Raw genomic sequence first — 23,369 nt, forward strand, 5'->3', positions numbered from 1 at the left:
TCGCAGATAAGGGTTTAAAAACCCATTAATTAATCATGATTCGATGCCATCATTGCTGGATAAAATTAAGCCCATGAGTATTGGACAGGAGAGATTCCTAAACGCACTTAAGGATTCAAGGAATGAGATAGTCGGTGCCTTTGGCCCAACTGGTACGGGCAAGAGCCTTATTTCATGCATTTACGGAATCTCATCAGTACTTGCCGGAACCTATAAACGGTTCATAATAACTAGGCCGGTCGTTGATGTTGGCACCAGTAAGTCATTAACACCCGAGGAATTGGGTGACTTGTACTATAAAATCGCCTCGGCTTATCTTGAGGACATTCTTGAGGGATTAATGGATAGGGAGGAGATAACGAGGCTTCTCCAGGAGGGTAAGGTAATGGTCACCGATGTATCCTACCTAAGGGGCAGAACGTTCGATGACTCGTTAATATTCCTAGACGATGCGCAAAACACCCAACCTGAGAACGCCGCGGAGATACTCATGAGGATTGGTAGAAACTCACGGCTAATAATTGCGGGTGACCCAGTACTACAGAAACCACTTGGTGCTGAGAAGGATGGTGCAACACTACTCAGGGAGGTTCTACTTAATGAGGAGAATGCGGTGGTTGTAGACCTAGGCCTTAAGGACATCGTTAGGCCAGGTGCCAAGAGAGGTGTTAAGGTGTCCTTCGAGTTGAGGATGAGGAAGAGGGAGTTGAGTAATATGGAGAGGCAGATGCTTGACTTAGTAAGGGTTCATGCGCCAGACGCTGATGTGGTTACGGTGATTGAGTTTAAGCAGGAGAAGGAGAACCTCGGCATTAAGAGTGAGAGTGTGCCCGATGCATTAATAATTGCAAAGGAGGGTCACCTGGGCAGGGTGGTTGGTAAGGGCGGTGAGAGGATTAAGGCGATTGAGGGTGAGAGCAACCTGAGGGTTAGGACCGTGGAGATGAACCTCAACTTCAAGGAGTGGATTAGGGCGCTTCACCCGATCGGTTGGATCGGTAAGCATATTGTTGACGTTGATTTTGCGGGACCTGAACTCATGATTATCGTGAGGAAGAGTGCCTTCGGGGCCTTTGTTGGTCAGAGGGGGATCTATGCCAGGTTAATTGATAGGGTTTTCAAGCGGTTGATAAATGTTGGTATTAGGGCCATGGAGAACGAGGAATAAAAACCTAGGGTATCTCTATATTTGCATGTCTCATTCTTATTTCGTCCTCCGTCTTCTTAAGTCTATACATTAACTCCGCAATTATAGCGTCAAGGAGAACTATTGCTGTATCCTCAAACAGGGTACCCAGTGGGGCCAGCGGTTCGTGAAGACCAAGTATTTGCCTAGCGAAGTAATCATCCATCTTGGCCACCTTTGTCCTACCAGGCACTTGTACCACTAAGTCAGCGTAACTAGCCAGCGGCGAATCTCTATAGCTTGTTATTGCGACTATCATGGCCTTCATTTTCTTGGCGGCCTCCGCAGCCGCCACGACCATAGTTGTTGTGCCACTACCGGATATGGCGACGACTAAGTCACCCTCGCCGACACTTGGCGTTATTGTTTCACCAAGCACGTAGGATCTGAAACCTAGGTGCATTAGTCTCATGGCGAATGCCCTACCAACAAGCCCCGACCTACCTGCACCAACAACAAGAACCTTCTTATCATTCCTATACACATTTATTAATGTATCCACGAACGATTCTATTTCCTTAATATTAACTGCATTAAGGGCATTTAGAATAAAATTTCCAATTTCTACATACGCACTCTTAAAATAGTTGAGATCCTCCATTTACTGAAAGATTAAACTTAAAGTATTTAACACTTATCCCGCATGGATACATTAAAAGATGGGTGCGGCGTATACGTATTCCCCAGGTAATACCATGGGCATGAAGGGGGATATGTTTATATAGGAGCTGGGCTCGTCTTTACACAAAAACGTTCAATATTGGGGAAAATGATCACCCAAACCTTAACAGGGCCAGGGGGCAGGGAGGGGAATGCATTAGTGTATGGGGTGCACGTATATGGAAATCTATACGGATGCAACAAGGAATTGCTTAAGGATGAACTATACCTAACAAAAATAATTAAGGAGGCTGCTGATGTTGCAGGAGCACTGGTTGTGTCAACCTTCTACTACAAGTTTGGAATTAATGGCGGAATATCTGTAGTAGCCATAGTCGCTGAGAGCCACATCTCAATCCATACCTGGCCTGAGCATGAATACGCGACTGTCGATGTATATACCTGTGGTAACCATACAAGGCCTATGGCGGCCTTTGAGTACATAGCCAAGAGCTTAAATGCCAAGAAGGTTGAGGTCTTTGTGTCAGATCGGTCATACTACTCAAACATTAATGGTGAAACTAGGGGTGATGAAGTGAGTTGAATACTACCTATTGTCCGTACTTTCAAAATCATAATTGTTTTTCTCCATTATTAATTCCCTGGGAACAAATAACTGAACTAGCCTAGTGGGTTTAGGTTCACCTTGCCTCATCACCAATGCCTTATACCTACCGCTAAGAAGCCAAAGGGCATCATCATTGCTAATACCACTAATGACAGGTAATAGGTGAGAAACATACTGGGAATTCCCCGAAAGCATCACCAGTGTACCCATGTTTTCCAAAACACTTGGATCAAGCACGTCAACCGGCGGTTGCATCAATACCCACAACGCAACACCGAACTTTCTCAACTCCCTAAGCATCTTCTCAACCGGATTACTGACGCCCAACAACTTATACTCACTTGGAAGCCCAAGTACATTATGAGCCTCGTCAATTATAACCAGGTACTTCAATGGACATGGTGGATTGCGACATTCCATAACCGCTCTCCTCATTACCGAGAGCAGTATAAGCATCGTTAAGTACCTCAATAGTTCATCATTAATTATTGAGCCCATCATGAAAATAACGTCATCATTAAGTAATTGATTAACGTCCAATGGCTTAACCTCGCCATGATCATAGTAATTAAGCAGAAGAGCCAGGGAATTGTACAGGTTGTAATACGCTTCCTTTAATATAAGGTCATTCGCCAACTTCCTAATTCGACCCACCAAGTCATCAATACCCAAGACCTCACCATTACCCATACCCGCCATCCTCAATAAAGCACCTTCCGTACCTACAGAAAGTAATGGGTTTGACATTCGTATAGACTCAACCAACGTAGACAGATCACTGGTGATCACTTTTGTTCCTGCCAAATCAACCACGTTCACCCTCATTAATTTACCCAAGTGCTTAGTATGACCGTGAGGATCAATTATCAGTACCCTAACGGTACCTCCCAATTCCCTCTTTACCTGGTATGCCATGCTCATTGCCAGGGTTGTCTTACCAGTACCTGTTGGACCCACTATTAACATGTGGGGACTTAGTTTACCAAACACCCAATAAACATCATTATTGTTAGTATCCCTACCTATCATAGCCAGTCCATGCTCTTCATTAACCAACGGAAATACAAACGGCGTAAGGAAAACCAGGTCCAGTTCCATTGACCAGGCATAATCCCGCCTCACCCCAAGTACCCTGGAAAAAGGCGGTGCTTGTATTCTTCTCCACTTGAATGATGAGTTGAACCTGGCCGTACTAACCAGGTAAATGGAGTAAATACCTTCTCCTTGCTGAACCCTCCTTATCGCATTTTCAACACCCTTGTAACTGAGGAAGTACTTAACATGCCTAAAGGCAAGGAAGTTACTATACGCCCTACTGGCAATGCCCTTAATTCGCTCCTGCATTTCCTCACCGGGTAGTATAACCAGCATTACATCTGCACGGGCATTGCTAATTAGACCAAAGGCGTTAGCCCTCAACGCAGTCATATCCAATGCCCTGGTCACCCTCGTGTCACTGATAGCCTCGTTATTAAAACCAAACTTGACCACATACCCCCTCTTCGGAAGATCCATTATAGAGTAAAAACCATAGAATATTAGAAAAACCAGCAACGCATACGCGGATGCAATGATTAGGATAGGCATTGGTATTAAAAGCAGTGGAAACCTAGCCATTGACCTATGCCTCACGTTAAGTCTCATAGCCCTAGCCAACTCAAAACCGCTTATTCTCCTGACCTCAACACCTAACCTGGTGAGTTCAGTTATGAAACCACGGTAAGATCCCTCCTCGATCCCAATAACGTAGCTTCCACCTGATGCCATTACCATGATTGCGCGGTATTTAGCTGATAATTTAATGAATGCCCGCGCTTTCGCCAACGCATCATCAAACGAAGAATCAAGCGTATATGGAACACTGAGCACCCGCAACCCAATTATTCTCCTACCATCAATAGTAACTCTAGCCAGGTCTATCTTAGCGAACCTCACTGGGTCGCCATTATTAATGAACAATCTAACCTGCTCCCTAAGGCTAATCAAATCCTTGATTAGTATCAACGGCACTAATACATTCACCGCAATTAGGTACACCCTATGATCAAGCACGTAGGCAAGCAACGCCAAAACAATTGATATTAACAACCTAGTCCTCACCAATCACCACCCTCGAAAGTAATCTGTAATACTCGGGATCCTTCCTAGCCGCCAATTGAATAATGGACCTAACATCATAACCCAACCTCCCACCAAGTTCAATAACCTGGGGAACCAATATGGGGTTTAGTGAACGCCCAAACCTCCTAATCATGTTGCTGACGTAATCCTGATCATCAACCTTCTCAAGCAGCCTCCTATAAATCACGTCCGAACTAACCAAGTAATTAGCCCCTGGATTATCCATTATGTACACCTTAACAGTGATGTCATTACCATGGTAGTAGAACTCAAGGGGCTTCAACCTAATTATTTCCTCCTTATCAATACCAAGTAAATCCGCGGCCTCAACCGCCGACTTACCATTAAGCTTAAAGACCACGTAATGACCAACTATATCAAGCACATTCCGCTTGACATCAAGTGGGTTCTGGGTAACGAGAATAAGCGTGGTACCGTCATGCCTACCCTCCCTAATCAACCTCTCAATAATCGATTCACCAATCACATACCTATTTAAGATCCTATGGGCCTCGTCAATTACGATAAAAGAGTTACTGAACATGCTGCTAAACACCTCAAGGAATGTCAACGTGAATACTACCGCGGCGACTTGGGACACGAAATAAAGCGGTGCCATGTTTATAACCAACAACCTGGACCGAACAGCACTAGTACTCAACGCATTCCTCATTAGCGCGGCTATCATAACCTTCCTCAATCTACGCCTCACCGCAGAAATAGCATTCAGGTAATCATTCCTCCTAAACTCCTGCTCGAGATCATTCAACGCCATGTACAAGTCCTTCAAGGTATTCCTATCACCAACTCTCTCAAGGGCCTTATCTAAAATCTCCAACTGAATGAATGAGAAACCGCCATTATCATTCTCACCATATAGGAGGGCGGCTGCTTGAATAGCCATTGAGAGAAGCTCGCTGGCTCTATGTCTCGATAACGTTAATGGGTTAACCGCAATGTCTATGCCAGGTATTGCTATGTACCCGCGTCCCGTTAAAAATAATGAGTATTCTCCCGTTGGGTCAAAGATTATGATTCTATTGAATATATTTTTCTGAAGCGCATTAATTATTAGCGATTTCACGAGCGTGGTTTTTCCCGACCCCGTGGCACCAAGTACCACTAAGTGTCTCGTGAGGTCTATGTCTATTGGGTAATAAATGGTCATGAACGTACTGCCTGGTCTTGGTGATGGCTTAAGTACCAGGTTTACGTTATCCCTGAGTTGCGGTAGGAACGCCTTATTATTGCATGAGAATAGGTCGGTTTTCCCGTGGGTACTTCCTCTTAGGAATAATGAGTACTTTACTTGGTCATTGCTTAATCTGCATATTGTTATTATGCTGGGTGTTGAGCCTTGGCTCTCCAGTATCGCCTTACCTGGTTTAACCTCCGAGAAGTTGGTTATTGCATTATCTATAATGCCCAGCGTTATTCCTGATGGTAGTGGTTCCACATAATCAACCCATCTACTGAGTAATTGTCTCATTCTATCTCTATGTACATTTGTGAATAACGGAATATGCGTTGGTGTGTGTAGTATTATGAGCCCCACTTCATCCCTTATCACGGTAATCCTCAAGCCACTAAGTACCTGGACCAAGTCCAAGGCGTTAAATTCCTTCTTTACGCGGAGTCCAAGGATTAATCTATTACTTATCTTCAGTAAGTTCGAGCTCAAGCTCGACATTGATAATCACCTCTTCAGGATCTTGACTCAACGGTTTAGTATTAGTGATCGCGGTATTTCCTTTATTGTCCTTGTTAATACCTATTAGTAATAGCCATGTTAAGATCCTTGAACCCATGAAGTATTATTCAATCACCAATTATTTTAGTAAACTGTCCGTAATTTTGCCGATGCGCTAGGTTAGGTGTTTTTCAATGCCCTTGATTATTCTACACTGCGCATTCCACGTATTGTTTAAATTGTGCTTTGCCACAGTGGTACGACTTATCTCTGGTATTTTTGGTTAATTAACGTAATAGTGAACGTAACCTTGCCATACATTTTTGGCAGTATCCTGGTCCTTTTCTGTCTGTGTCCTCTATTGTGTTGCTGAAGTACATGACGCACCTGGGGTCTGTGCAGTGGTCTAGCCCGAAGGTGTGCCCTAGCTCGTGGAGTACCTCCTTAAGTATTCTTGCGATGTGAAGTGATTGTTCTCCATGTAGTCTCTTCGTGAACACCAAGGCTAGTGCCCCACCTATCTTTGTAACACCGAATACGAAATTGAGTCCTTCCACGTAACCGTCATCATTTATCACAAGCACTATCCTGTCAAAGCCTTCATAACCCCTTACCCTGGGCTCGAGGTAATTGAGTAATGCATCAGCCCTTATCTGGCCCCTCCTTACGTCCCTGAATTGCGACTTTAATCCCTCGAAGTCCGTATTCCGCGTCTCAACTTGGACTAGATTATCTAGGTAATGCTCGACTTGCGTAGGGAAGTCGCCCGGAAGCTCAACCTCTGTTAATATGAGGATCTTTTTCATGGTTAAGTTACTTGTTATGTATTAATGCTTTAATGCCTAACCTCAGGATCAGTGGGGACGCAGGTTTGCCATTTCATTATCCGTCACGCTGGTGCTACATTGCTGGCAAGTGATTACCGGGATCTCCTTTAAGTATTTGATTCGAAGTTTATTCCGGCTTTTTTCATGGCCTTCAGCCCCTCACGTACAACATCCCCCACCACTATTACCGAAGGGTTTTCCACATTGATCTGCCCCGTGGTTAATTTACTAACTGTTGTTATCATGACCTTGCTATCCTCCATGTATGCCCTCGTTATTATCGCCACATAGGTGCCAGGGTCGATGCCTCCCTCAATCAATTCCCTAGCTATTTCATTTATTCTTGATGCACCCATCAGTATTATGATTGTGTTAACTGCCTTAGCTAATTCTCTGAAGTTTACGAATGCCCTGCCCTTCCTGGGGTCCTCCATACCCGTCACTATGGCTACTGAACTGGAAATACCGCGTAGTACGGGTGGTATTAGGTAAGTCTCCGGCGCGGCTATGGCTGATGTTACGCCGGGTATTACCTCACAGGGTATACCGACGCTTAGCACTGCGATGCACTCCTCGAAACCTCGGCCAAAGAGGAATGCATCCCCACCATGGAGCCTAAGCACTAACCTACCATTGCTTGCCTCGCGTATCATGATCCTTATTATCTCGTCCTCCTCCATCGCATGCTTTCCCGGTTCCTTACCTGCGTATATTAATTCCGTACCTGGCCGTGCATACCTCAAGGCAGACTTGGGTATTAACCTATCATAAATTATGACATCAGCACTTCCTATTACCTCAATGCACTTCAGTGTTAGTAATCCCTCATCTCCAGGTCCGCCTCCAGCTATCACAACTTTACCAACCATTCCAAACCTCTTTGGGGAAAATGTATTTTTAGGTATATTATCCCTAAGTGCTGTGGTTGAGAATACCTGCCTGTCAATGAGGTTCATGTTCTCTGGTGCGCATAGGGTTAGGTTTAGTGGCGTTTATGGTAATGTGCATGGGCATAATTACGATGTGACCATAAGGCTGTGTGTTGATGGAAGGAGTATGCTCGTGATTGATATTGATAGGGTTAGGCAGGAGGTTCAGGGCATAATTAATTCCTTCGAGGGAAAGTACATAAAGTCCAGCAAGGAGGAGTTACAGGGCTTGGCACCCGGTGAATTCGTTGAGATCCCCTGTATGCCTGAGGGCGCCACTGGGGAGTGCGTTGCTTGGTACTTCATGGATAGGATCCTTGAGATACTAAGGCGTATGGGTATTAATGAGACCACTGAGACCCAGGTTATTGTGTGCGACTCGCCTATAAATTGCTTTGAGGCTAGATCCTCTTGATGGCATGCGATAGGCTCTCGCTGGTTAATTCCTGGATCCTTATTGTATCTATGTTGTCCTCAATAATGCCGTTTTCACCACCGACCAATAGCGCCTTGACGGACTTGAATACGGCCTTTGCCTTGTTGAATACTGATGGATCTATGTTGTCGTCTTCACCATCGGTTATTACGACCAGCTTGTACTCCCTTAGTGACGGCTTGTTCACTGCATCCTGGATCGCCACACCCACTGCGTTTGTTATGTCAGTACCACCCAATGGTATTAATGAGAGTAACATCCGTACTATATCCTTCTTGTTGGTTAGTATTGGGTATGCCTGTTGATCGAAGAATCTGACGGCTAGACTACCACCCTTCATGGCCAGTATTACGGCCAGGGCCGTGGCCCAGGTAATCTTACTAATGGCGCCCACTTCAAATATGTTTATGTTAACTGTGTAGAACATGGAACCGCTCTTGTCAATGAGCATGTATATCTTGGGTTTCTTAATGGCTCTTCTCTCCCTAACCAGTACGTTGCCCACGGATAGCTTGTATGCAAAGATTGGTTTGGCGAATTTCATGAGCATCCTCTCGCTTGGTATCATGTCCCTGAGTTCCGAGGCTCTCGTCATCCGCTTAACGCCGCCAACGGTACCAACGCGTTCCGCATCTATGTCCTCAACAACATCCACAGTATATCTGGTATCCACGATTAGCCTAATCAGTGAGTTGAGCATGGAAATGAGCCTAAGCCTGTATGGGTCTATGTCGGTGCTTAGCAGTATGTCGGCTATTTCATGGCCTACGGAGTCTCCGAAGAGTGCCCTAACCTTATTAACTGTCTCACTGACCTTCTTCATGTTGCCAACGTAGAAGTTAATTAGTGAACGAACCTCCCGCTCAAGGTTCATCCTATTCTCCCTTGATGAGCTGTTGTTTTGATCCATGGCTGACTCAACCATTTGCCTAAAGGCTTCGTTTCTATCCATCTTACTCAGGATACTGTTGTAAACCTTGAGTAGCTTGAGTGCCATGACCCTTGAGAGCCTGCCGTTTAGCTTCGTTATCCTGGAAACATCGCTATAGGCTTCGCTCCTTATGTACGTGGATACCACGAACCTCCATAGTGACGTTTCCATATCCTCATTCCCAATGGGCATCCTTAGTATTGGTTGCCTGTAGTGTACGTAAAATGAGTCCGCTAGCACTCCCTGCTTCATCTTATCTATGTAACCTATTGAGTGTTTACGGGCCTCAATAAGGACCTCCCTAATCCTATATCTCGTTAGTGATTCCTCGTAATCAACATTAGCTAGAATACCTGGCACTACTCATAGTTTAGTTAAGGCTGTTAATAAAACTTATTTGTTAATTTACTAAATATATTACCTATATATTGTGTAAATTCAGTAGTAATTGTTCAAGTATTCCCCGCACTACATTGAACGCTCTTTCATAACCCATGTCAAGCATTAAGTACGCTGATTTGCCAAGCATCACCAAGGTATATATCGAGGAGTACCAATTCAATAACTTAATCCCCCTCGTCAATATCTGAATACCCAGCGGTTTACTACCTCTATGCAGGGCCTTGGCTATGATGACCACGTCATCAGCCCGATAGGTAATCCTCGATGAAGATAAATCCCTGAATACTGTGCTTAGTTCCCTCTTCGTTAACCCTATGGAGAGATAGGACCAATTAATGGAAAACCCGGTCTCTAGCCGTGGCATTAATGGCAATGAATCAATGATGCCCAGGTCTCTCAACGCCAGCAGTTTACCCATCATGATTAATTGATGATCCCTATTAATAGTATACTCAATGCCGCTCAACGGGTCCCTAGTGATAAATCCTCTGCCAATCATCCAATCACCCCCGTTGGTACCACTTACTATGGGCTTTATCACCCCATAATCAGTGGTTATACACGTCTCAATACCCTGTGTCCTACTGACGGGTAATGACTTAAGTACGTCATCATCTAAGGCCATTAACAAACCGGGGCTGGTATGCCCACCCATGTCTGTTATTAATAGTAATGATTCCGTGTTCTTACCAATGTCATTCCCATTAATTATGTAGTTACCCTGCTGCAGCGTAATCCTGTAAACACTCCCACAATCACCTGATTCCCTTGGTACTGCCTCAGAGCCAACTATTACCCTATCATAATGGTACTTGGTGCCTTGATCGTTAAGTACTACGTCGTTTTTATCAATGACTACCGACTGGAGCCTTGCATTTACAATTCTTATCCCAAGTAAGTCCTCTAGGTATTTCCTGGTAAATAATTTTGTGGTTTCCTCATTCACGATACCCAGTAATGCATGTGGCACTAGGTCCATAATCTTAACATCATCCTGTGTCTCCGTGTATATGGTGACATCATGCCCATCCCTAGCCAGGTACTGCGCGTATATGGCTGTTCCTGGATTTAATCCAACAATCGCTAACCTCATTAAATAATGCATTATTTAATCCCGCTTAAATTAGGTATCCCTGATGCGTAGGTTGAGCTTTAAGTCCTCGATAGCGTTGGTGGGCCAGGACCTGGTTCCTGTCAGGGATGCCGTCATTGATGTTGCAGACGGCGAAATAACGGGTATCGGTAAAACCCCAGGTAACGTAAACATTATTGACCTGGGTAACGTAATATTAATGCCTCAATTAACCAATGCCCATGTACACGTACTTGATTACTTCCTAATGGGACTATACGGAAAATACTACATTGATGATGTTGTTGGCGCACCATATGGCCTGAAGTACTATTATCTACGAAGAATCAAACCAAACTCACTAAGAGTGGGATTGGCAAATGTCTTCCGTAGGATCAGGGATTATGGAGTTGGCTGTTTATTGACGATTATTGAGTACGGGGCTGTATTTACCGACATAGTCATCGAGGAGGCAAAGAGGGTAGGACTATGCATCGTTCCCCTGGCTGAGCCCAGCTCCTTCAGGGTTTATGTTAAACCTGAGGAGGAGGAGGATGTCGATGAGAGGTTTGAGGAGGAAGTAAGGCAATTCACTGATAGGGGGTTTGGCATATCATTGATATCACCACTTAACTATTCAATGGCTGAATTAAGGCTTGCGTCTAAACTCACTGGCTCACGGGGAGGGTTAATAAGTATCCACGTCTCAGAGACCGAGGACACCTACCTAGATGGAGACTTGAACAGGGCCCTAGGCACCCTAGTAACCGGTAACACCCTCTTTGTTCATTTAACGCAGTTAAATGATGATGACGTGATGAAACTGCCAATGCGACCTGTGGCTGTATGCCCATGGTCCAATATGGAATTCATAGGCAAGTTGCCGAAGATTGGAATAATGACAAAGAGGGGCTTAAGGCCTTTGCTTGGTACCGATAACGTTGCCCTGGTTGAACCTAATCCCTGGGAAGAAATGAAATTACTCAGGGTTATTATGGCAGGTACTGAATTGAGACCCATCGAGATCCTTAAGATGGCTACTTCATGGGCTTGGTCATGGGGGCTTGGTTACGTAATAAGCGAGGGCGCCCAAATGAGGGGCTTAGCCATGCGAATTGGTTATGAGAATCTGAGTATGGATTATGTACATGATTATGTGGTGACCCGGATATCAACAAAGGACATTACTTACATGATTAATGGACAAGAAGTGATAGAAATTAAGTAATTCTCACAAAAGATAAATTTCCATTTTTGAACAATAATGAATGAAACATGGCTAGACTTAGGTTTAGGTTAATATGGGTGCTGAATGACGGAAACAGGAAGAGTTAAACCCAGATTCTAATTGGCTTTTTGATTAGTGTTCTCGTTTTTGGCGTCAGTATTGATACGGTGATGTTACTAAGTCCATTTAATTTTACATACTCTGACGAGTTAACAGGGATCTTAATGCCTTGCTCCATGTATGATTCAGGCATCTCAATCCCTATTATTAAGTTAGCGTCTTTAAACCACCTATTACTGACCATGAGTTCTGTACGATTATCCTTCTGTTGTATCTTCATGGCCAGCGAATCAAGGGAATCATCCACCTTCTTTATGGTATAGTAGGCCCACTTGCCAACATGTTCAATGTTAACAAACTCAGCCCAGTAGTAATCACTATCCAGGGCCATTGCTAGGGACATCATTAAATCCTCATCCTCACCGAAGACCTCCTCATAAATCCTCCACTTACTTATGGCTATTTGAACTATGGTCCAAAGCCTCGATTGAACATCGGCTCTTTCGGTAACCCACTTCGTGGGTGAACCCAGCCACGAGGTTGTTGGTATTTCCCTAACTTCCTCATTGGCTTCCTTAATTAATGTTGACGGCTTTATGGGCATTATATAACCATCTGCCTTAGAGCGTGATAGATACATGAGTATTTTCTCAAGGAGTAGGGCTGCGTATGGATTTGGTGATGGTAATATCATCCAGTTTTCGCCATCTAGCGCCATCGTTATGGTGCCGTTTTTGGCGTAGTTGGCCCTCATCATAAGTTCAATTATTAATCTCCGCGCATTGACATCAGCTTCCTGCGCATTACTCGCCTTATTTAATTGAAAACTCAATAAATCACTAAGTGCGGTGTCTCGGAAGAGTATTGCCAAGCAATCATGTCTATAAATCCTATAGAGTGAACCTCTATCCTTAATGTTCTCACCAAGGTGATAAACACCATCAAGTACCACATACTCAATGCCCTCGTTACACAGTATATCCCTCAACCTCTCAGAAAAGTATAACTCGGGTAGCCACATGCCAATGGCCTTAATGCCCAGCACCTTCTTGGTGATCTCTTTCCCCATGCTCAATTCCCACCGGAGCAGTTCATTTATACCGTATTTCTCAATTAGGTAGCCTGCTATTGGATGCGCAAGAAAACTTGTTAGTACCTCTATAACGCCGTCACTAGCCAACTTAGAGTAGGTATTAAGGGCCTCCTTGATTAGGACTGCCCGTGAGTCCCAGGGACCCATATACTCAATGGAGTCCTTACCCTCAATGAAGACCCCGTTGTTTATTAAATCGTTCCATTGCCATAGTAGGCTTGGGCTTAGGTTATACGTTATGGAGACCCTGTACCTATTCACCAACCTAGCGTGTAATAGGTAAGGACCTACATCATAAAGTGGATAGAACTCTGGGGACCAGGTGTGTTGGAATGCCCAGGGTCCGTGATATACACCGTTGGGGTACTTATGGATCGGTTGATGGTTATGAAAGACCATGACGAACCTCACGGGCGACTCCGGTCTCTCTGCTACGAGTATGGGTGTCTTGCTTTCAATTCCGCAGCACTTGGCGATTATTTCATAAACCCCACCTTCACTTAACCTTATGTAATCCACTATCTCTGACTCAGGGGGTATTACCTGCATCATTCTTTTTATTACTTCCCGCGAATCCTTGATTATCATTAGTTCTATGTCCTCCCCACCCATTAGCCCCCTGGCTACTATGTTTATGGATATATCCTCATTGGGTTCATAAAGCACCTTATTTGTTGTTAACTCTATCGACACTAATCCTCACTGTTAATTAATGATTATATAAATGCTTTTGATTTTTCAATTCTTAATAAATGATCCAAGAACAGAGAAATTTATTAATGAGAAAATTGATCAAAACTACTCTGTGGAAGTTGGTTACGAATCGAAGATAAGGAACATAATGCAGGCCCTTCACTCATTAGCTGCAATTGACAGGGAAAGGGCTGTTAAGCTTGATGATTTAGCCAGAATAGTTGGCCTAAGGGTAGACGAGGTTCGGAGTATAGTCGATAGACTCAAGGTGCTCGGTTACGTAAACACAATCAATGACTCCGTACACCTAACCTCGACTGCAATAATTAAATTAAGCAGTATATACTGCTAATCCCGTGGTTAAGGTACTCCATATTACCACTGAGTATCCGCCGCATAGAACCGTAGGATCATTAGCAATCCAAGTTAGGGATTTGGTGATCAAATTATCAAGTAATCACGAAATCTATCTGGTGCACCCGGCAGGTTTTGAGGGTAGTTACATGGATGGGAACATACGCATATGTACGGTAATAGATAGGTGGTTCAGTGATGTTGTTGCCTACATGCATTTCCTACTCGTTGAAGTTCTGTCCAGGATACCATATGTGATACCTAGGGACATGGAGCTTATTCATGCCCATGACTGGATAGCCTCAGTGATAGCCAGGGTTATCTCCCAAAGGCTTAAGGTACCCTACATAGCCAGTGTATACTCAACTGAACCACTTAGATCCGGCAACGCCATGAACCTAATAAACCTAACAATAAGGGATTGGGAAAAATATGCCTTTTCCTCGGCAAATTACGCGATCGCTCACAATAGACCCACATATGAATCCCTGGGTAGGGATTATGGTATAAATGCCATGGAAGCAAAGTCAATTGATGATATTGAAGCGATATATAAAGATATCAGCCACCAACGCGTACATCATGGTCAGTCCGTCGTCAGTTCATCACGCACATAATGCCTAGCCTCTTATGGTATATAAATACCTAAAGCATTATAAATGCTTATTAAGTTATGGCTAGAAACCATAAGTGGTTAATCATGAATGAGACACAGTGCAATAGTGAAAACGTAGAGAGGGCGGCGGATATCCTAGTAAATGCTCATCATGCAATTGCCTTTACAGGCGCTGGAATCTCCACGGAGTCAGGCATACCTGACTTCAGGGGTCCTCAAGGGCTGTGGAGACAGTACAACCCGGAGATCGCCACGATAGATTATTTCCTACAACACCCCAAGGAGTTCTGGTTGTTTTACAGGATGAGATTGAGTACGTTATTCACGGCAAAACCAAACAGGGCGCATATAGCACTGGCGGAACTTGAGAAAATGGGAATAATAAAGACCATAATCACGCAGAATATCGATGGTCTTCACCAGGCGGCTGGTTCTAATAATGTAATTGAGCTTCACGGCACCATGAGGAGAGCCGTATGCCTTGCATGCGGTCATACATACCCAATGGATGCAGTGATTAAGAAGATAGATAGTGGGCAAGTACCACCGCTCTGTGATGGATGCGGTGGTATTCTTAAGCCTGATACTGTATTGTTTGGTGAGTCCGTGAAGGATTTCGAAAGAGCCAGGGAGTTGGCTCTCATGAGCGATGCTGTTCTTGTGGTTGGTTCCTCACTATCTGTCTATCCAGCTGCATACATACCGTTGTTTGTTAAGGAGATGGGTGGCAAGGTGATCATAGTTAATATGGAGCCCACGGAGCTTGATTATATAGCTGATGTGATTATTCAATGCAAGGCTGGGGATGCAATGTCACTACTACTCGATGCCGTTAAGAAAAAACTCAGTATGAAATGATAGTATTCTTGTAATACTTAGTTGGTGAAATAATGTATACGTAAACTTTATGTATACAGAGACATCATAATATTGATATATTACTCTGGGATTATTAGGGACCATATACCATTGCTCAATAAATCATCCAGTGGCATCTTGAAGTTAGTCTCCAGCGATTTATTAAATTCCTCGATATTATGTTTACCCAACTTTAGTTCCATGTAAGTCATTGACTCTGCTATTTGAAGAGGTCTTCTCATGTAATCGCTCATTAAGTACCTGAAGTACCTTAGTCTCTTTCTTAGGTAGTCTTCGTCATTAAAGATCTCGTTAATGTTCAGGAGGGCATTAGTTAATTCCTCCTTAACCATGTCAATGCTTTTCTCGTTAATTGCAGATATGACTATTTGATAATAATATGCGTTAGGCAGGAAATCCCTATCTGCGTCTATTGCATACGTCAAGCCGCCTTTTCTGAACCTAGACAATAAGTATGAGCTAAGCCCACTTACTAAATGGAAATCCAGTAATGATGACTTAACCATAGCCATATACGGATCCTGATTATTAAAATACCTGTACCAGGAATAAGATAAATAGGCGGAATCCACTGATTTTCTGATGACTATTGGCGCTCCCCTACCCATCGTTGGCGTCTTCTTGCGTTTTGATTTACCGCTCCATCCACTGAATATTTCAGTTATCTTATTAGTTGGCATGCCTATAGGACCCCAAATACTAATTACAGTATTATCTGGCGTATAATATGACTCCAGGAAATCCATTAGGTCCTTAACCATTATAGAGGAAACACTTTCGTCAGTACCAATGACTGGGTCGCCATAGTCACTATCACCAAATAACGATTTAGGACCTAGGTCATAGATCAAGGTACCGGGATCATCATTCCTCATCTTAATTTCCGACAAAATTACCTGCCTCTCCTTCTCCAGGTCTTCACTATCTATTTTTCTATTACTAAGTAACCTATAGATTAGTCTCAGCAGGTTTTCTAGTTCACTTGGTATAATTTCGAACAAGTACATGGTTAATGTACGCTCAGTATAGGCATCAGATACACCACCCAGTCCCTCTATTTCTAGATCAATGTTAGGATGAGCCCTGTAAACAACGTGCTCAGCGAAATGACTTATACCCCTCATGTTTTTGTCTTCGTATATCGAGCCGATACCAACACCAACGGCTATACCTACAGTGGGCGCCTCGGTCCTATTCATAATTAGCCTAAGTCCATTATCTAGGACGTGGTACTCCATTACTACCCAGGGTTTCGATTTTAACAGGAACTTAAAAGACAAATGCCCCTTAGCAAACCCTCTTGCCTATTTGTTCGTCCTGTGGCTTATCGATTGTTATTATAGTGGGGTTCTTCTCATCACATGATGCAAGTATCATCCCCTGGCTATCATAACCAAAGATCTTCCTGTTCTCCAGGTTAGCCACAACCACAACGTACTTATTAATTAAGTCCTCAGGTTTGTAGAACTCGGCAAGCCCAGTAATTATTTGCCTCCTCTCATCACCTATGTCAACAACTAGTCTTAGGAGCTTCTTTGATCCCTGAATCCTCTCTGCATGTATCACCTTACCAACCTTAAGCACGACTTTTTCAAAATCTGCCCTTGTTATTATTTCTGCGGACACAGTACTCACCTCAAGCACTCACTATTAAATATTGAGGCACATGCTAAACACTTATTAGTGGGTCTCTGAATTAATAAATGTGGTTAAGAGATACTTCCTCAGCAATAAGGACATTAAGGAGCTAAGCAATGCAGTGGGTGAGTTAGGGTCATTGTTCAGGAATGCCAAGAAGGTCGAGGTTTATGAATTAAACGAGGCGGTCACCGTGTACATAATAGATGATAAACCACTCGTGGCTAAACTAATGATAAAAATGGACACAGGCACAAAGGAATACATAATACCACTACTAACATACTTCTACATCAACCCAGCCTATATGCCTAATTATCCAGTGATTACTGTCGATGATGGCGCAGTGCCCCACATCGTCAACGGAGCTGATGTAATGAGACCAGGCATTAAGGAGATCAGTGGTAACTTCAATACCGGTGATGTATTACTAATAAGGGACCTAAAGGGCAGATACATAGCCATTGGAGTATCGTTAATGTCGGTAGATGAAATGAGAAACACAACTAAGGGTAAGGTCATTAAGGTAATACATCATCTTAATGATAAACTGTGGAGTCTCGCAAAGGAATTAATCAAGCAATAGAATCGAATTAGTCGCTTAACCTTCTATTCTCTTTAGAGGAATCTAAGGCGTTTCCTCATCATGGGTTTTTAATTATTGGAGCGCCTATACCTACATGCATCCATGGTGCGTGCTTGTTCCCACGGTTAATTTACCCAAGTGATCATTGTTTTAGTGATTACGTTCAATTATTAATTAATATATCTACGACTGATCCTCAGTTGATCTATGGGTATTGATCTAAACGAGAAGGTTATAATTAATTTGGCCTTTTCCCAGCCCAGAAGGGGTGAGGCCTGTTAGTTTTTGCCACCTTACTATTTAGTTGTTCTTAATTTTTACAGTTTATTAATTATAAAGTATTCATTTATAATATTGTTAATATTATTTATGTTATGCAAATCAATATTAATTATTTTTGATGGTATTGGTATTTCTAGGTAGTCCTCCTCCAGTAATCTTGTCCATGTTTGTGATATTTTCCTACCGAATACAGTCAGTATTTCCCTGAATATTGTTGAGTTGTACCAGGCCACGATCATTGGGTTATCAGTTCTTATTATGTAGAAGTTCTTTGAGGCGCATAGGGGCTTGCTGCTGTAGTTGGCGATTATCTTGTGCCTTGCTAGGTCCACCTTATCGTGGATGAACACATGACCGAAGGGCATCTTAGACCTTAACTGCATCCACACATGCCGGTACCACTTATTGCCGAACTTCAGGGCTGGCACTTTCAACTCCTCACCCCACTTAACATACCTTAGCGCGTCACCGCCTGGCTCATCGCTTATAGCGAACACGTAAAACCCAGGGTCCCGAATTAAGACCTCATCCTCGTAATACTCAGGTCTCCTAAGGCACGGTATCAAGTGTCTCCTTGGTAGCTCCAACTGCTCATTGTTATTGGCAATAACCACGTAGTCGCGGGACTCCTCAATAATCCTCCAGTACCTATTCGGTATGAAGAAGAAGTCTGGGCCGTACATCTCAACGCCCCTGACTATTTCGTGTCTCCCTAGGTAACGTAGTAAACCGTTATCTAGAGCTTCCTCGATTATTGAAATAAGCCTACTTGCTCTATCATAATTAAATAAACTAAGCCAATTCCTATCTGCAAAGGCAGGTAACTTATGTAGCTTCACAGTCCCTATCCTTCTTAAGCTTCCTTCATAATAGTAAATATTCGTCTCAATGCCTGAGCTATCAATGAAGCTTAATAATCCGTCTCTCTTTTTAATGAAGATTATTAATTCCTTAAAGCCACTACCATCGCTAAACGATGGTCCCATCCTATTCTCCACAAGACCAATCACGTCATACCTCAACTTCAACAACCTCTTCACGCCCTCACCCTGCTCCGTGTAAAAGGTGGACGCTGGTATCACTAGGATTGCATAACCACCATCCCTGAGCACGTGGTCTATTAGGAAGAAGGATAGGACGTGAAGACCCGGGTCCCTTCTAACAATGAGTTTTCCGTAACCCATCGAGTCCATCATACTCAGTAACTCATCCCTATTACGCACGAGGTGCCACCTAACGAAGGGTGGGTTCGTAACAATGACATCGGCCTTATACCTCCATGCGACCTTAAACGCATCGCCGCAAATAACCTCGACATCGCTGTAGAGCGAGGATAAAATCCTACGGGTTAACTCGCAAGGGCCTTCATTAATCTCTATTGCCACGACCTTCCTGGGCTTAACAAGGTCATTAATAGCTGATAGGGTAACCCCTGAACCTGCGAAGGGATCCATAATGACACCCCTCCTATACTCCCCACCCAATTCCTGAAGAAAGTCCCTAATTACGGCTAGGCCGTCACGGTTCGTGTAATACGACGAAGTACCCTTCCTATCCACAGTCCTCTGAACCTCATATTGCCCATCAATCAAATACATCAATCCACCCCATCCTCAGTTTTCCATAAAATCCTTAGGTTTAGTTTTATAGTTACATTGTATTTAAAGTCCATCCTTTAGGGCGTAATGGGGTCAGGGTAAAAATCTATTGAAATGAATTAACTCCATAACCTAGGCCATGGACTACCCAAGGTTAAGTAACATGAGTATATGGATGAAGTCAGTATTGCTCCTAGTAGCTTTATACCTCCTGATGGCGTTGCGTAATTCATCGAAGTTTATGTTCACGCCTATGACTGACCTAACGCGACTCTGAATGAATCCTTTACCCATTATTAAGGCGTTTATTAATTGAGCAACATTACTAACCCTACTGTTCAGGCTGGCGCTTTCGAAGTCAATTATGTACGCCTTACTGCCATTAATGATTATATGGTCCTGAGGCCTACTTAACTCATTATGTGCCAGGCCGATGGAGTCTAATTTACGGCATTGCCAAAGCAAGTCCCTGAGGATTACCCTTAATTCACCTGGGCTTGCCGTAATTACGTACTTTTGTATGGGCAGTCCATTTATTAGCTCCATGATCAACACATTGTCTGCGTAATCAATTATCCTAGGGCCAACACCTACGGAGTTGGCGAGCCTTAGGTAATTACCCTCATTTAGTAGGTTTGGTCTTGGTGAGTCAAAGCGCCTGATCTTGCAGGCGTAGTGGTCATAATCAATGCGGCACTTAAACACGAAGCTATTCTGGCCCTTGCCCAATAATCTAACGCCCATGAATTCAACGCCTCCGTCACTAAGGATCTCTGTAACGCCTAACTTCGATAACTCACTCAGTACTAGGTTTAGATAATTCCCTGGGCAATTAATACGTTCGCAAACCCTAACAAGAATATTGTAATTGTTCATCTAAATAACTTAATTAATGCATTAAATATAAGCAAACCCAGCTGATGAGTAAGACAGGCCTCTGAGACTAAGTAAATGATGAGGAACTCGGGTATTCCTGACGATTTTCCCTTAATAAACAAGCAACCAGCACTTAATGATTAATGGATTTAATAATCTATGTACCAAGGATTGAGGCCTCAATGCCTATGCTTAGGAATGTACTCATGATGGTTGTTAAACGCTATAAGTCCTTATCATTACCATTACCACGGGAATTCTGCAGATTGGCCGTAATAAATCCCAACGATACCATTAAACTCCTCAGGGAGTTTGGGGGTTCATTCACTAGGCTTCTTGGTTGGGTACCCAAATTCCTACGGGAGATCATGGTCACTGAGCCGTCGGCAGTGCTTAACTGCTATGGTAGCATTGACAGGTTTAGGAGGTCTGTGGATATGGGTGTTAGCATCGCCAAGTTAATAATTAGGTATAGGTTGAGTGGTAAGGTTGATTATGGGGATTGGCTAAGGTTGTTTGAGGACATGGCCAGTACAGACCTTTTGGTTCAGCCTGATCAACCTGCCGTTGTAGTTGATGACTATGTACAATTTCTGGAGAATACCGCCAAATCAAGTAATGTAGTTTTATTGGGTCCCTTGGTGCCGACCCCCATTGATTTAATGGTGCTTATATCAAGTGGTAGATTGAGTAATAATTACTTGGCAAGTGTTGTGAATTACATTATTAACTACATTGGGGATTACGTGGTCACGAGTAGGGACCTAACGGAGGCGCTTCTACGACTCATTAGTGACCAGGAATATATCAATTTCGTGAGGTCGACAGGCCTTCCGATAATCATGAATTAGTACTGAATAGGTATTACCTTAATTGCTGAGTATGGGCAGTTGTCTTGGCAGGAGTAGCATCCTGAACATAGGGATTCATTGAGGACATAGGCCCTTTCCCTTAATTTACCTGCCAACACGCCCTTTGGGCATGCCGTCCAGCATATACCGCATCCAATGCAGTTATTCAGGACTTCAATCTTCATCCTAAGCCTAATCACGGGAAAAATACCATGGGCGTGGTTTAAATAATTATTTCGTTTGTTCATAGACACAATGCTTTTAAGACCTTACTTACTCAATCGTCGAGGGGATCTTTATTGCCAGACTACAAGTCATTAAGTCTGGGGAAAGGAGACCTAGAGAGAAGTGGAGGAACTTTACTGACTGGTTTAACTGGGTTATAATGGAGACTGAGGTTTATGACTTTAGGTACCCAGTGAAGGGTGCGTATGTCTGGAGACCATATGGTGTGAAAATCAGGAGGTTGGTTGAGTCCTACATTAGGTTTGTCCATGACGAGACGGGCCATCAGGAGGTCTTATTCCCTGTCTTTATACCTTACGAGTTTCTCGCAAAGGAGAGCGAGCACATTAGGGGATTTGAGAGCGAGGTTTTCTGGGTTAGTAAGGGTGGTGCCAGTGAGGAGAGACTTGTGTTGAGACCGACCAGTGAGACTGCAATGATGCCCATGTTCAAGCTATGGATTAAGGACCACACGGATCTACCTTTCAAGGCATATCAGATAGTTAGTGTATTTAGAGCCGAGACTAAGGCCACAAGGCCCATGATTAGGCTCAGGGAAATATCAATGTTTAAGGAGGCACACACGGCGCATGCGGATAGGGAAGACGCAGAGAAACAAGTTAGAGAAGCGGTGGAGATCTACAGGAAAATCTTTGATTACTTGAGTGTACCTTACCTAATTAGCCAAAGGCCCGAGTGGGATAAGTTCGCTGGCGCAGTCTATACGATAGCCTTCGACACCGTGATGCCCGATGGTAAAACAATGCAGATAGGCACCGTTCATTACCTCGGCACCAACTTCTCAAGGGTTTTCGACGTTAAGTACCTAACGCCAAATGGTGATTGGGAGTATGTGCACACAACGAGTTATGGAATATCCGAGAGGGTCATTGCGGCAATGATCGCAATCCACGGCGACGATAAGGGACTTGCGCTACCGCCCAACGTAGCGCCAATACAAGTGGTTATAGTCCCCATAATGTATAAGGGAAGTGAGGAGGCGATCCTAAGGGAGACCAAGGCGATACAGGAGGAACTCATTGCGTCAAGCGTCAGGGTTAAGGTCGATGATAGGATCGACAGGACGCCTGGATGGAAGTATAATTACTGGGAAATGATGGGTGTGCCCTTAAGGATAGAGATCGGCCCTAAGGACATAGAGAATAGGCAAGTTGTGCTTGCCAGGAGGGATACCCTGGAGAAATACGTGGTCCCACGTAACGAGCTCATCGAGTCCGTCAGGGAATTGCTAAGAAGAATTAACGATGATTTAAGGGAATCATCGTGGTCATACCTTAGGTCAATGACGACCAAGGCCACCACTATTGAGGAGGCCAAGAGGAGGCTTGATGAGGGTGGTGTTGTTGAGGTTCCATGGAGTGGTGATAATGATTGCGGGATGAGGATCCAGCAATTACTTGATGCAGATGCATTGGGGAAACCCATGGATGAGGATGCGACTAGGGAAGTTGGTGGTTTAAGGGATCTGGCGTGTAATGATAAGCAGGCGAATTATTGGTTAAGGGTCTCGAGAAGGTACTAAGTTAAAACTTTTAATAATTCGCGAA

At 43.7% G+C, this 23,369-nt stretch carries 24 protein-coding genes; 10 read left to right on the forward strand and 14 right to left on the reverse strand.

Features of this window, described 5'->3' with window-relative positions; translation table 11 throughout:
* Window positions 1-52 precede the first annotated feature (52 nt).
* Window positions 53-1,168 (forward strand): PhoH family protein, encoded by a 1,116-nt coding sequence (locus tag Vsou_RS05030; protein WP_188602632.1) that lies wholly within the window; start codon window positions 53-55, stop codon window positions 1,166-1,168.
* Window positions 1,169-1,172: 4 nt separating this feature from the next.
* Here Vsou_RS05030 and hxlB read toward each other — a convergent pair whose 3' ends face one another.
* The gene (gene hxlB / locus Vsou_RS05035) at window positions 1,173-1,787 is read right to left on the reverse strand and encodes a 6-phospho-3-hexuloisomerase (protein WP_188602383.1); all 615 of its coding nucleotides are present in this window, start codon (window positions 1,785-1,787) and stop codon (window positions 1,173-1,175) included.
* Between the two features lie 168 nt (window positions 1,788-1,955).
* Here hxlB and speD point away from each other — a divergent pair, with 168 nt between their 5' ends.
* Window positions 1,956-2,390 (forward strand): adenosylmethionine decarboxylase, encoded by a 435-nt coding sequence (gene speD, locus Vsou_RS05040; protein WP_188602382.1) that lies wholly within the window; start codon window positions 1,956-1,958, stop codon window positions 2,388-2,390.
* A 3-nt stretch (window positions 2,391-2,393) separates the two neighbouring features.
* Here the strand turns inward: speD and Vsou_RS05045 are convergent, their stop codons facing one another.
* From Vsou_RS05045 to cobA, 5 genes are all read right to left on the reverse strand, one after another.
* A complete protein-coding gene (locus tag Vsou_RS05045; RefSeq protein ID WP_188602381.1) occupies window positions 2,394-4,514 on the reverse strand; it encodes an ATP-binding protein in 2,121 nt (706 codons plus the stop codon).
* On the reverse strand, window positions 4,504-6,225 hold the full coding sequence (locus Vsou_RS05050; protein WP_188602380.1) for an ATP-binding protein: 1,722 nt from the start codon (window positions 6,223-6,225) through the stop codon (window positions 4,504-4,506). Before Vsou_RS05050 ends, Vsou_RS05045 begins: the two co-directional genes overlap by 11 nt.
* Window positions 6,188-6,343 (reverse strand): hypothetical protein, encoded by a 156-nt coding sequence (locus tag Vsou_RS05055; RefSeq protein ID WP_188602379.1) that lies wholly within the window; start codon window positions 6,341-6,343, stop codon window positions 6,188-6,190. Before Vsou_RS05055 ends, Vsou_RS05050 begins: the two co-directional genes overlap by 38 nt.
* Window positions 6,344-6,512: 169 nt before the next feature.
* Window positions 6,513-7,031: an archaemetzincin family Zn-dependent metalloprotease gene (locus tag Vsou_RS05060; RefSeq protein ID WP_188602378.1), complete on the reverse strand. Its 519-nt coding sequence runs from the start codon at window positions 7,029-7,031 to the stop codon at window positions 6,513-6,515.
* A gap of 128 nt (window positions 7,032-7,159) precedes the next feature.
* On the reverse strand, window positions 7,160-7,921 hold the full coding sequence (cobA, locus tag Vsou_RS05065; RefSeq protein WP_188602377.1) for a uroporphyrinogen-III C-methyltransferase: 762 nt from the start codon (window positions 7,919-7,921) through the stop codon (window positions 7,160-7,162).
* Window positions 7,922-7,973: 52 nt separating this feature from the next.
* On the opposite strand from cobA, the gene Vsou_RS05070 reads away from it, so the two are divergent.
* Entirely contained in the window at window positions 7,974-8,396 is a 423-nt protein-coding gene (locus tag Vsou_RS05070; protein WP_229709672.1) for a 6-pyruvoyl trahydropterin synthase family protein, read from the forward strand.
* Here Vsou_RS05070 and Vsou_RS05075 read toward each other — a convergent pair.
* Together Vsou_RS05075 and Vsou_RS05080 are read right to left on the reverse strand one after the other, a co-directional pair.
* The gene (locus Vsou_RS05075) at window positions 8,383-9,708 is read right to left on the reverse strand and encodes a vWA domain-containing protein (RefSeq protein WP_188602376.1); all 1,326 of its coding nucleotides are present in this window, start codon (window positions 9,706-9,708) and stop codon (window positions 8,383-8,385) included. The genes Vsou_RS05070 and Vsou_RS05075 overlap by 14 nt on opposite strands.
* Before the next feature lie 61 nt (window positions 9,709-9,769).
* The gene (locus Vsou_RS05080; RefSeq protein WP_188602375.1) at window positions 9,770-10,843 is read right to left on the reverse strand and encodes a hypothetical protein; all 1,074 of its coding nucleotides are present in this window, start codon (window positions 10,841-10,843) and stop codon (window positions 9,770-9,772) included.
* Between the two features lie 43 nt (window positions 10,844-10,886).
* Between Vsou_RS05080 and Vsou_RS05085 the strand changes: the two genes are divergently transcribed.
* Complete coding sequence (locus tag Vsou_RS05085) at window positions 10,887-12,050, forward strand: amidohydrolase family protein (RefSeq protein ID WP_188602374.1); 1,164 nt, start codon at window positions 10,887-10,889, stop codon at window positions 12,048-12,050.
* Between the two features lie 103 nt (window positions 12,051-12,153).
* Here the strand turns inward: Vsou_RS05085 and Vsou_RS05090 are convergent, their stop codons facing one another.
* Window positions 12,154-13,896: a polysaccharide deacetylase family protein gene (locus Vsou_RS05090; protein WP_188602373.1), complete on the reverse strand. Its 1,743-nt coding sequence runs from the start codon at window positions 13,894-13,896 to the stop codon at window positions 12,154-12,156.
* Between the two features lie 112 nt (window positions 13,897-14,008).
* Here Vsou_RS05090 and Vsou_RS05095 point away from each other — a divergent pair, with 112 nt between their 5' ends.
* The 3 genes from Vsou_RS05095 to cobB all read left to right on the forward strand — a co-directional run bounded on the left by Vsou_RS05095 (window position 14,009) and on the right by cobB (window position 15,724).
* Window positions 14,009-14,248, forward strand: coding sequence for a hypothetical protein (locus Vsou_RS05095; protein WP_054843293.1), 240 nt, complete (start codon window positions 14,009-14,011; stop codon window positions 14,246-14,248).
* 4 nt (window positions 14,249-14,252) lie between these two features.
* On the forward strand, window positions 14,253-14,867 hold the full coding sequence (locus Vsou_RS05100; protein WP_054843209.1) for a glycosyltransferase: 615 nt from the start codon (window positions 14,253-14,255) through the stop codon (window positions 14,865-14,867).
* 83 nt (window positions 14,868-14,950) lie between these two features.
* Complete coding sequence (gene cobB, locus Vsou_RS05105; protein WP_188602372.1) at window positions 14,951-15,724, forward strand: NAD-dependent protein deacetylase; 774 nt, start codon at window positions 14,951-14,953, stop codon at window positions 15,722-15,724.
* An 80-nt stretch (window positions 15,725-15,804) separates the two neighbouring features.
* Here the strand turns inward: cobB and Vsou_RS05110 are convergent, their stop codons facing one another.
* Window positions 15,805-16,983 carry a M16 family metallopeptidase gene (locus Vsou_RS05110; protein WP_188602371.1) on the reverse strand — a complete coding sequence of 393 codons (1,179 nt, stop codon included), beginning with the start codon at window positions 16,981-16,983 and terminating at the stop codon, window positions 15,805-15,807.
* Window positions 16,984-17,032: 49 nt separating this feature from the next.
* A complete protein-coding gene (gene metG / locus Vsou_RS05115; protein ID WP_188602370.1) occupies window positions 17,033-17,371 on the reverse strand; it encodes a methionine--tRNA ligase subunit beta in 339 nt (112 codons plus the stop codon).
* Between the two features lie 79 nt (window positions 17,372-17,450).
* Here metG and Vsou_RS05120 point away from each other — a divergent pair, with 79 nt between their 5' ends.
* Window positions 17,451-17,969 (forward strand): DUF1947 domain-containing protein, encoded by a 519-nt coding sequence (locus Vsou_RS05120; RefSeq protein WP_188602369.1) that lies wholly within the window; start codon window positions 17,451-17,453, stop codon window positions 17,967-17,969.
* 317 nt (window positions 17,970-18,286) lie between these two features.
* Here the strand turns inward: Vsou_RS05120 and Vsou_RS05125 are convergent, their stop codons facing one another.
* Together Vsou_RS05125 and Vsou_RS05130 are read right to left on the reverse strand one after the other, a co-directional pair.
* Window positions 18,287-19,849, reverse strand: coding sequence for an N-6 DNA methylase (locus Vsou_RS05125; protein WP_188602368.1), 1,563 nt, complete (start codon window positions 19,847-19,849; stop codon window positions 18,287-18,289).
* 144 nt (window positions 19,850-19,993) lie between these two features.
* Complete coding sequence (locus Vsou_RS05130) at window positions 19,994-20,725, reverse strand: RIO1 family regulatory kinase/ATPase domain-containing protein (protein WP_054843208.1); 732 nt, start codon at window positions 20,723-20,725, stop codon at window positions 19,994-19,996.
* 143 nt (window positions 20,726-20,868) lie between these two features.
* Between Vsou_RS05130 and Vsou_RS05135 the strand changes: the two genes are divergently transcribed.
* Complete coding sequence (locus tag Vsou_RS05135) at window positions 20,869-21,576, forward strand: hypothetical protein (protein WP_188602367.1); 708 nt, start codon at window positions 20,869-20,871, stop codon at window positions 21,574-21,576.
* Here the strand turns inward: Vsou_RS05135 and Vsou_RS05140 are convergent.
* Window positions 21,573-21,776, reverse strand: coding sequence for a 4Fe-4S dicluster domain-containing protein (locus Vsou_RS05140; RefSeq protein WP_229709671.1), 204 nt, complete (start codon window positions 21,774-21,776; stop codon window positions 21,573-21,575). The genes Vsou_RS05135 and Vsou_RS05140 overlap by 4 nt on opposite strands.
* A 98-nt stretch (window positions 21,777-21,874) precedes the next feature.
* Here Vsou_RS05140 and proS point away from each other — a divergent pair, with 98 nt between their 5' ends.
* A complete protein-coding gene (proS, locus tag Vsou_RS05145; protein ID WP_188602629.1) occupies window positions 21,875-23,344 on the forward strand; it encodes a proline--tRNA ligase in 1,470 nt (489 codons plus the stop codon).
* The last annotated feature ends 25 nt before the right edge of the window (window positions 23,345-23,369 follow it).

The sequence above is a fragment of the Vulcanisaeta souniana JCM 11219 genome (assembly GCF_026000775.1).
GTDB classification, from domain to species: Archaea; Thermoproteota; Thermoprotei; order Thermoproteales; family Thermocladiaceae; genus Vulcanisaeta; species Vulcanisaeta souniana.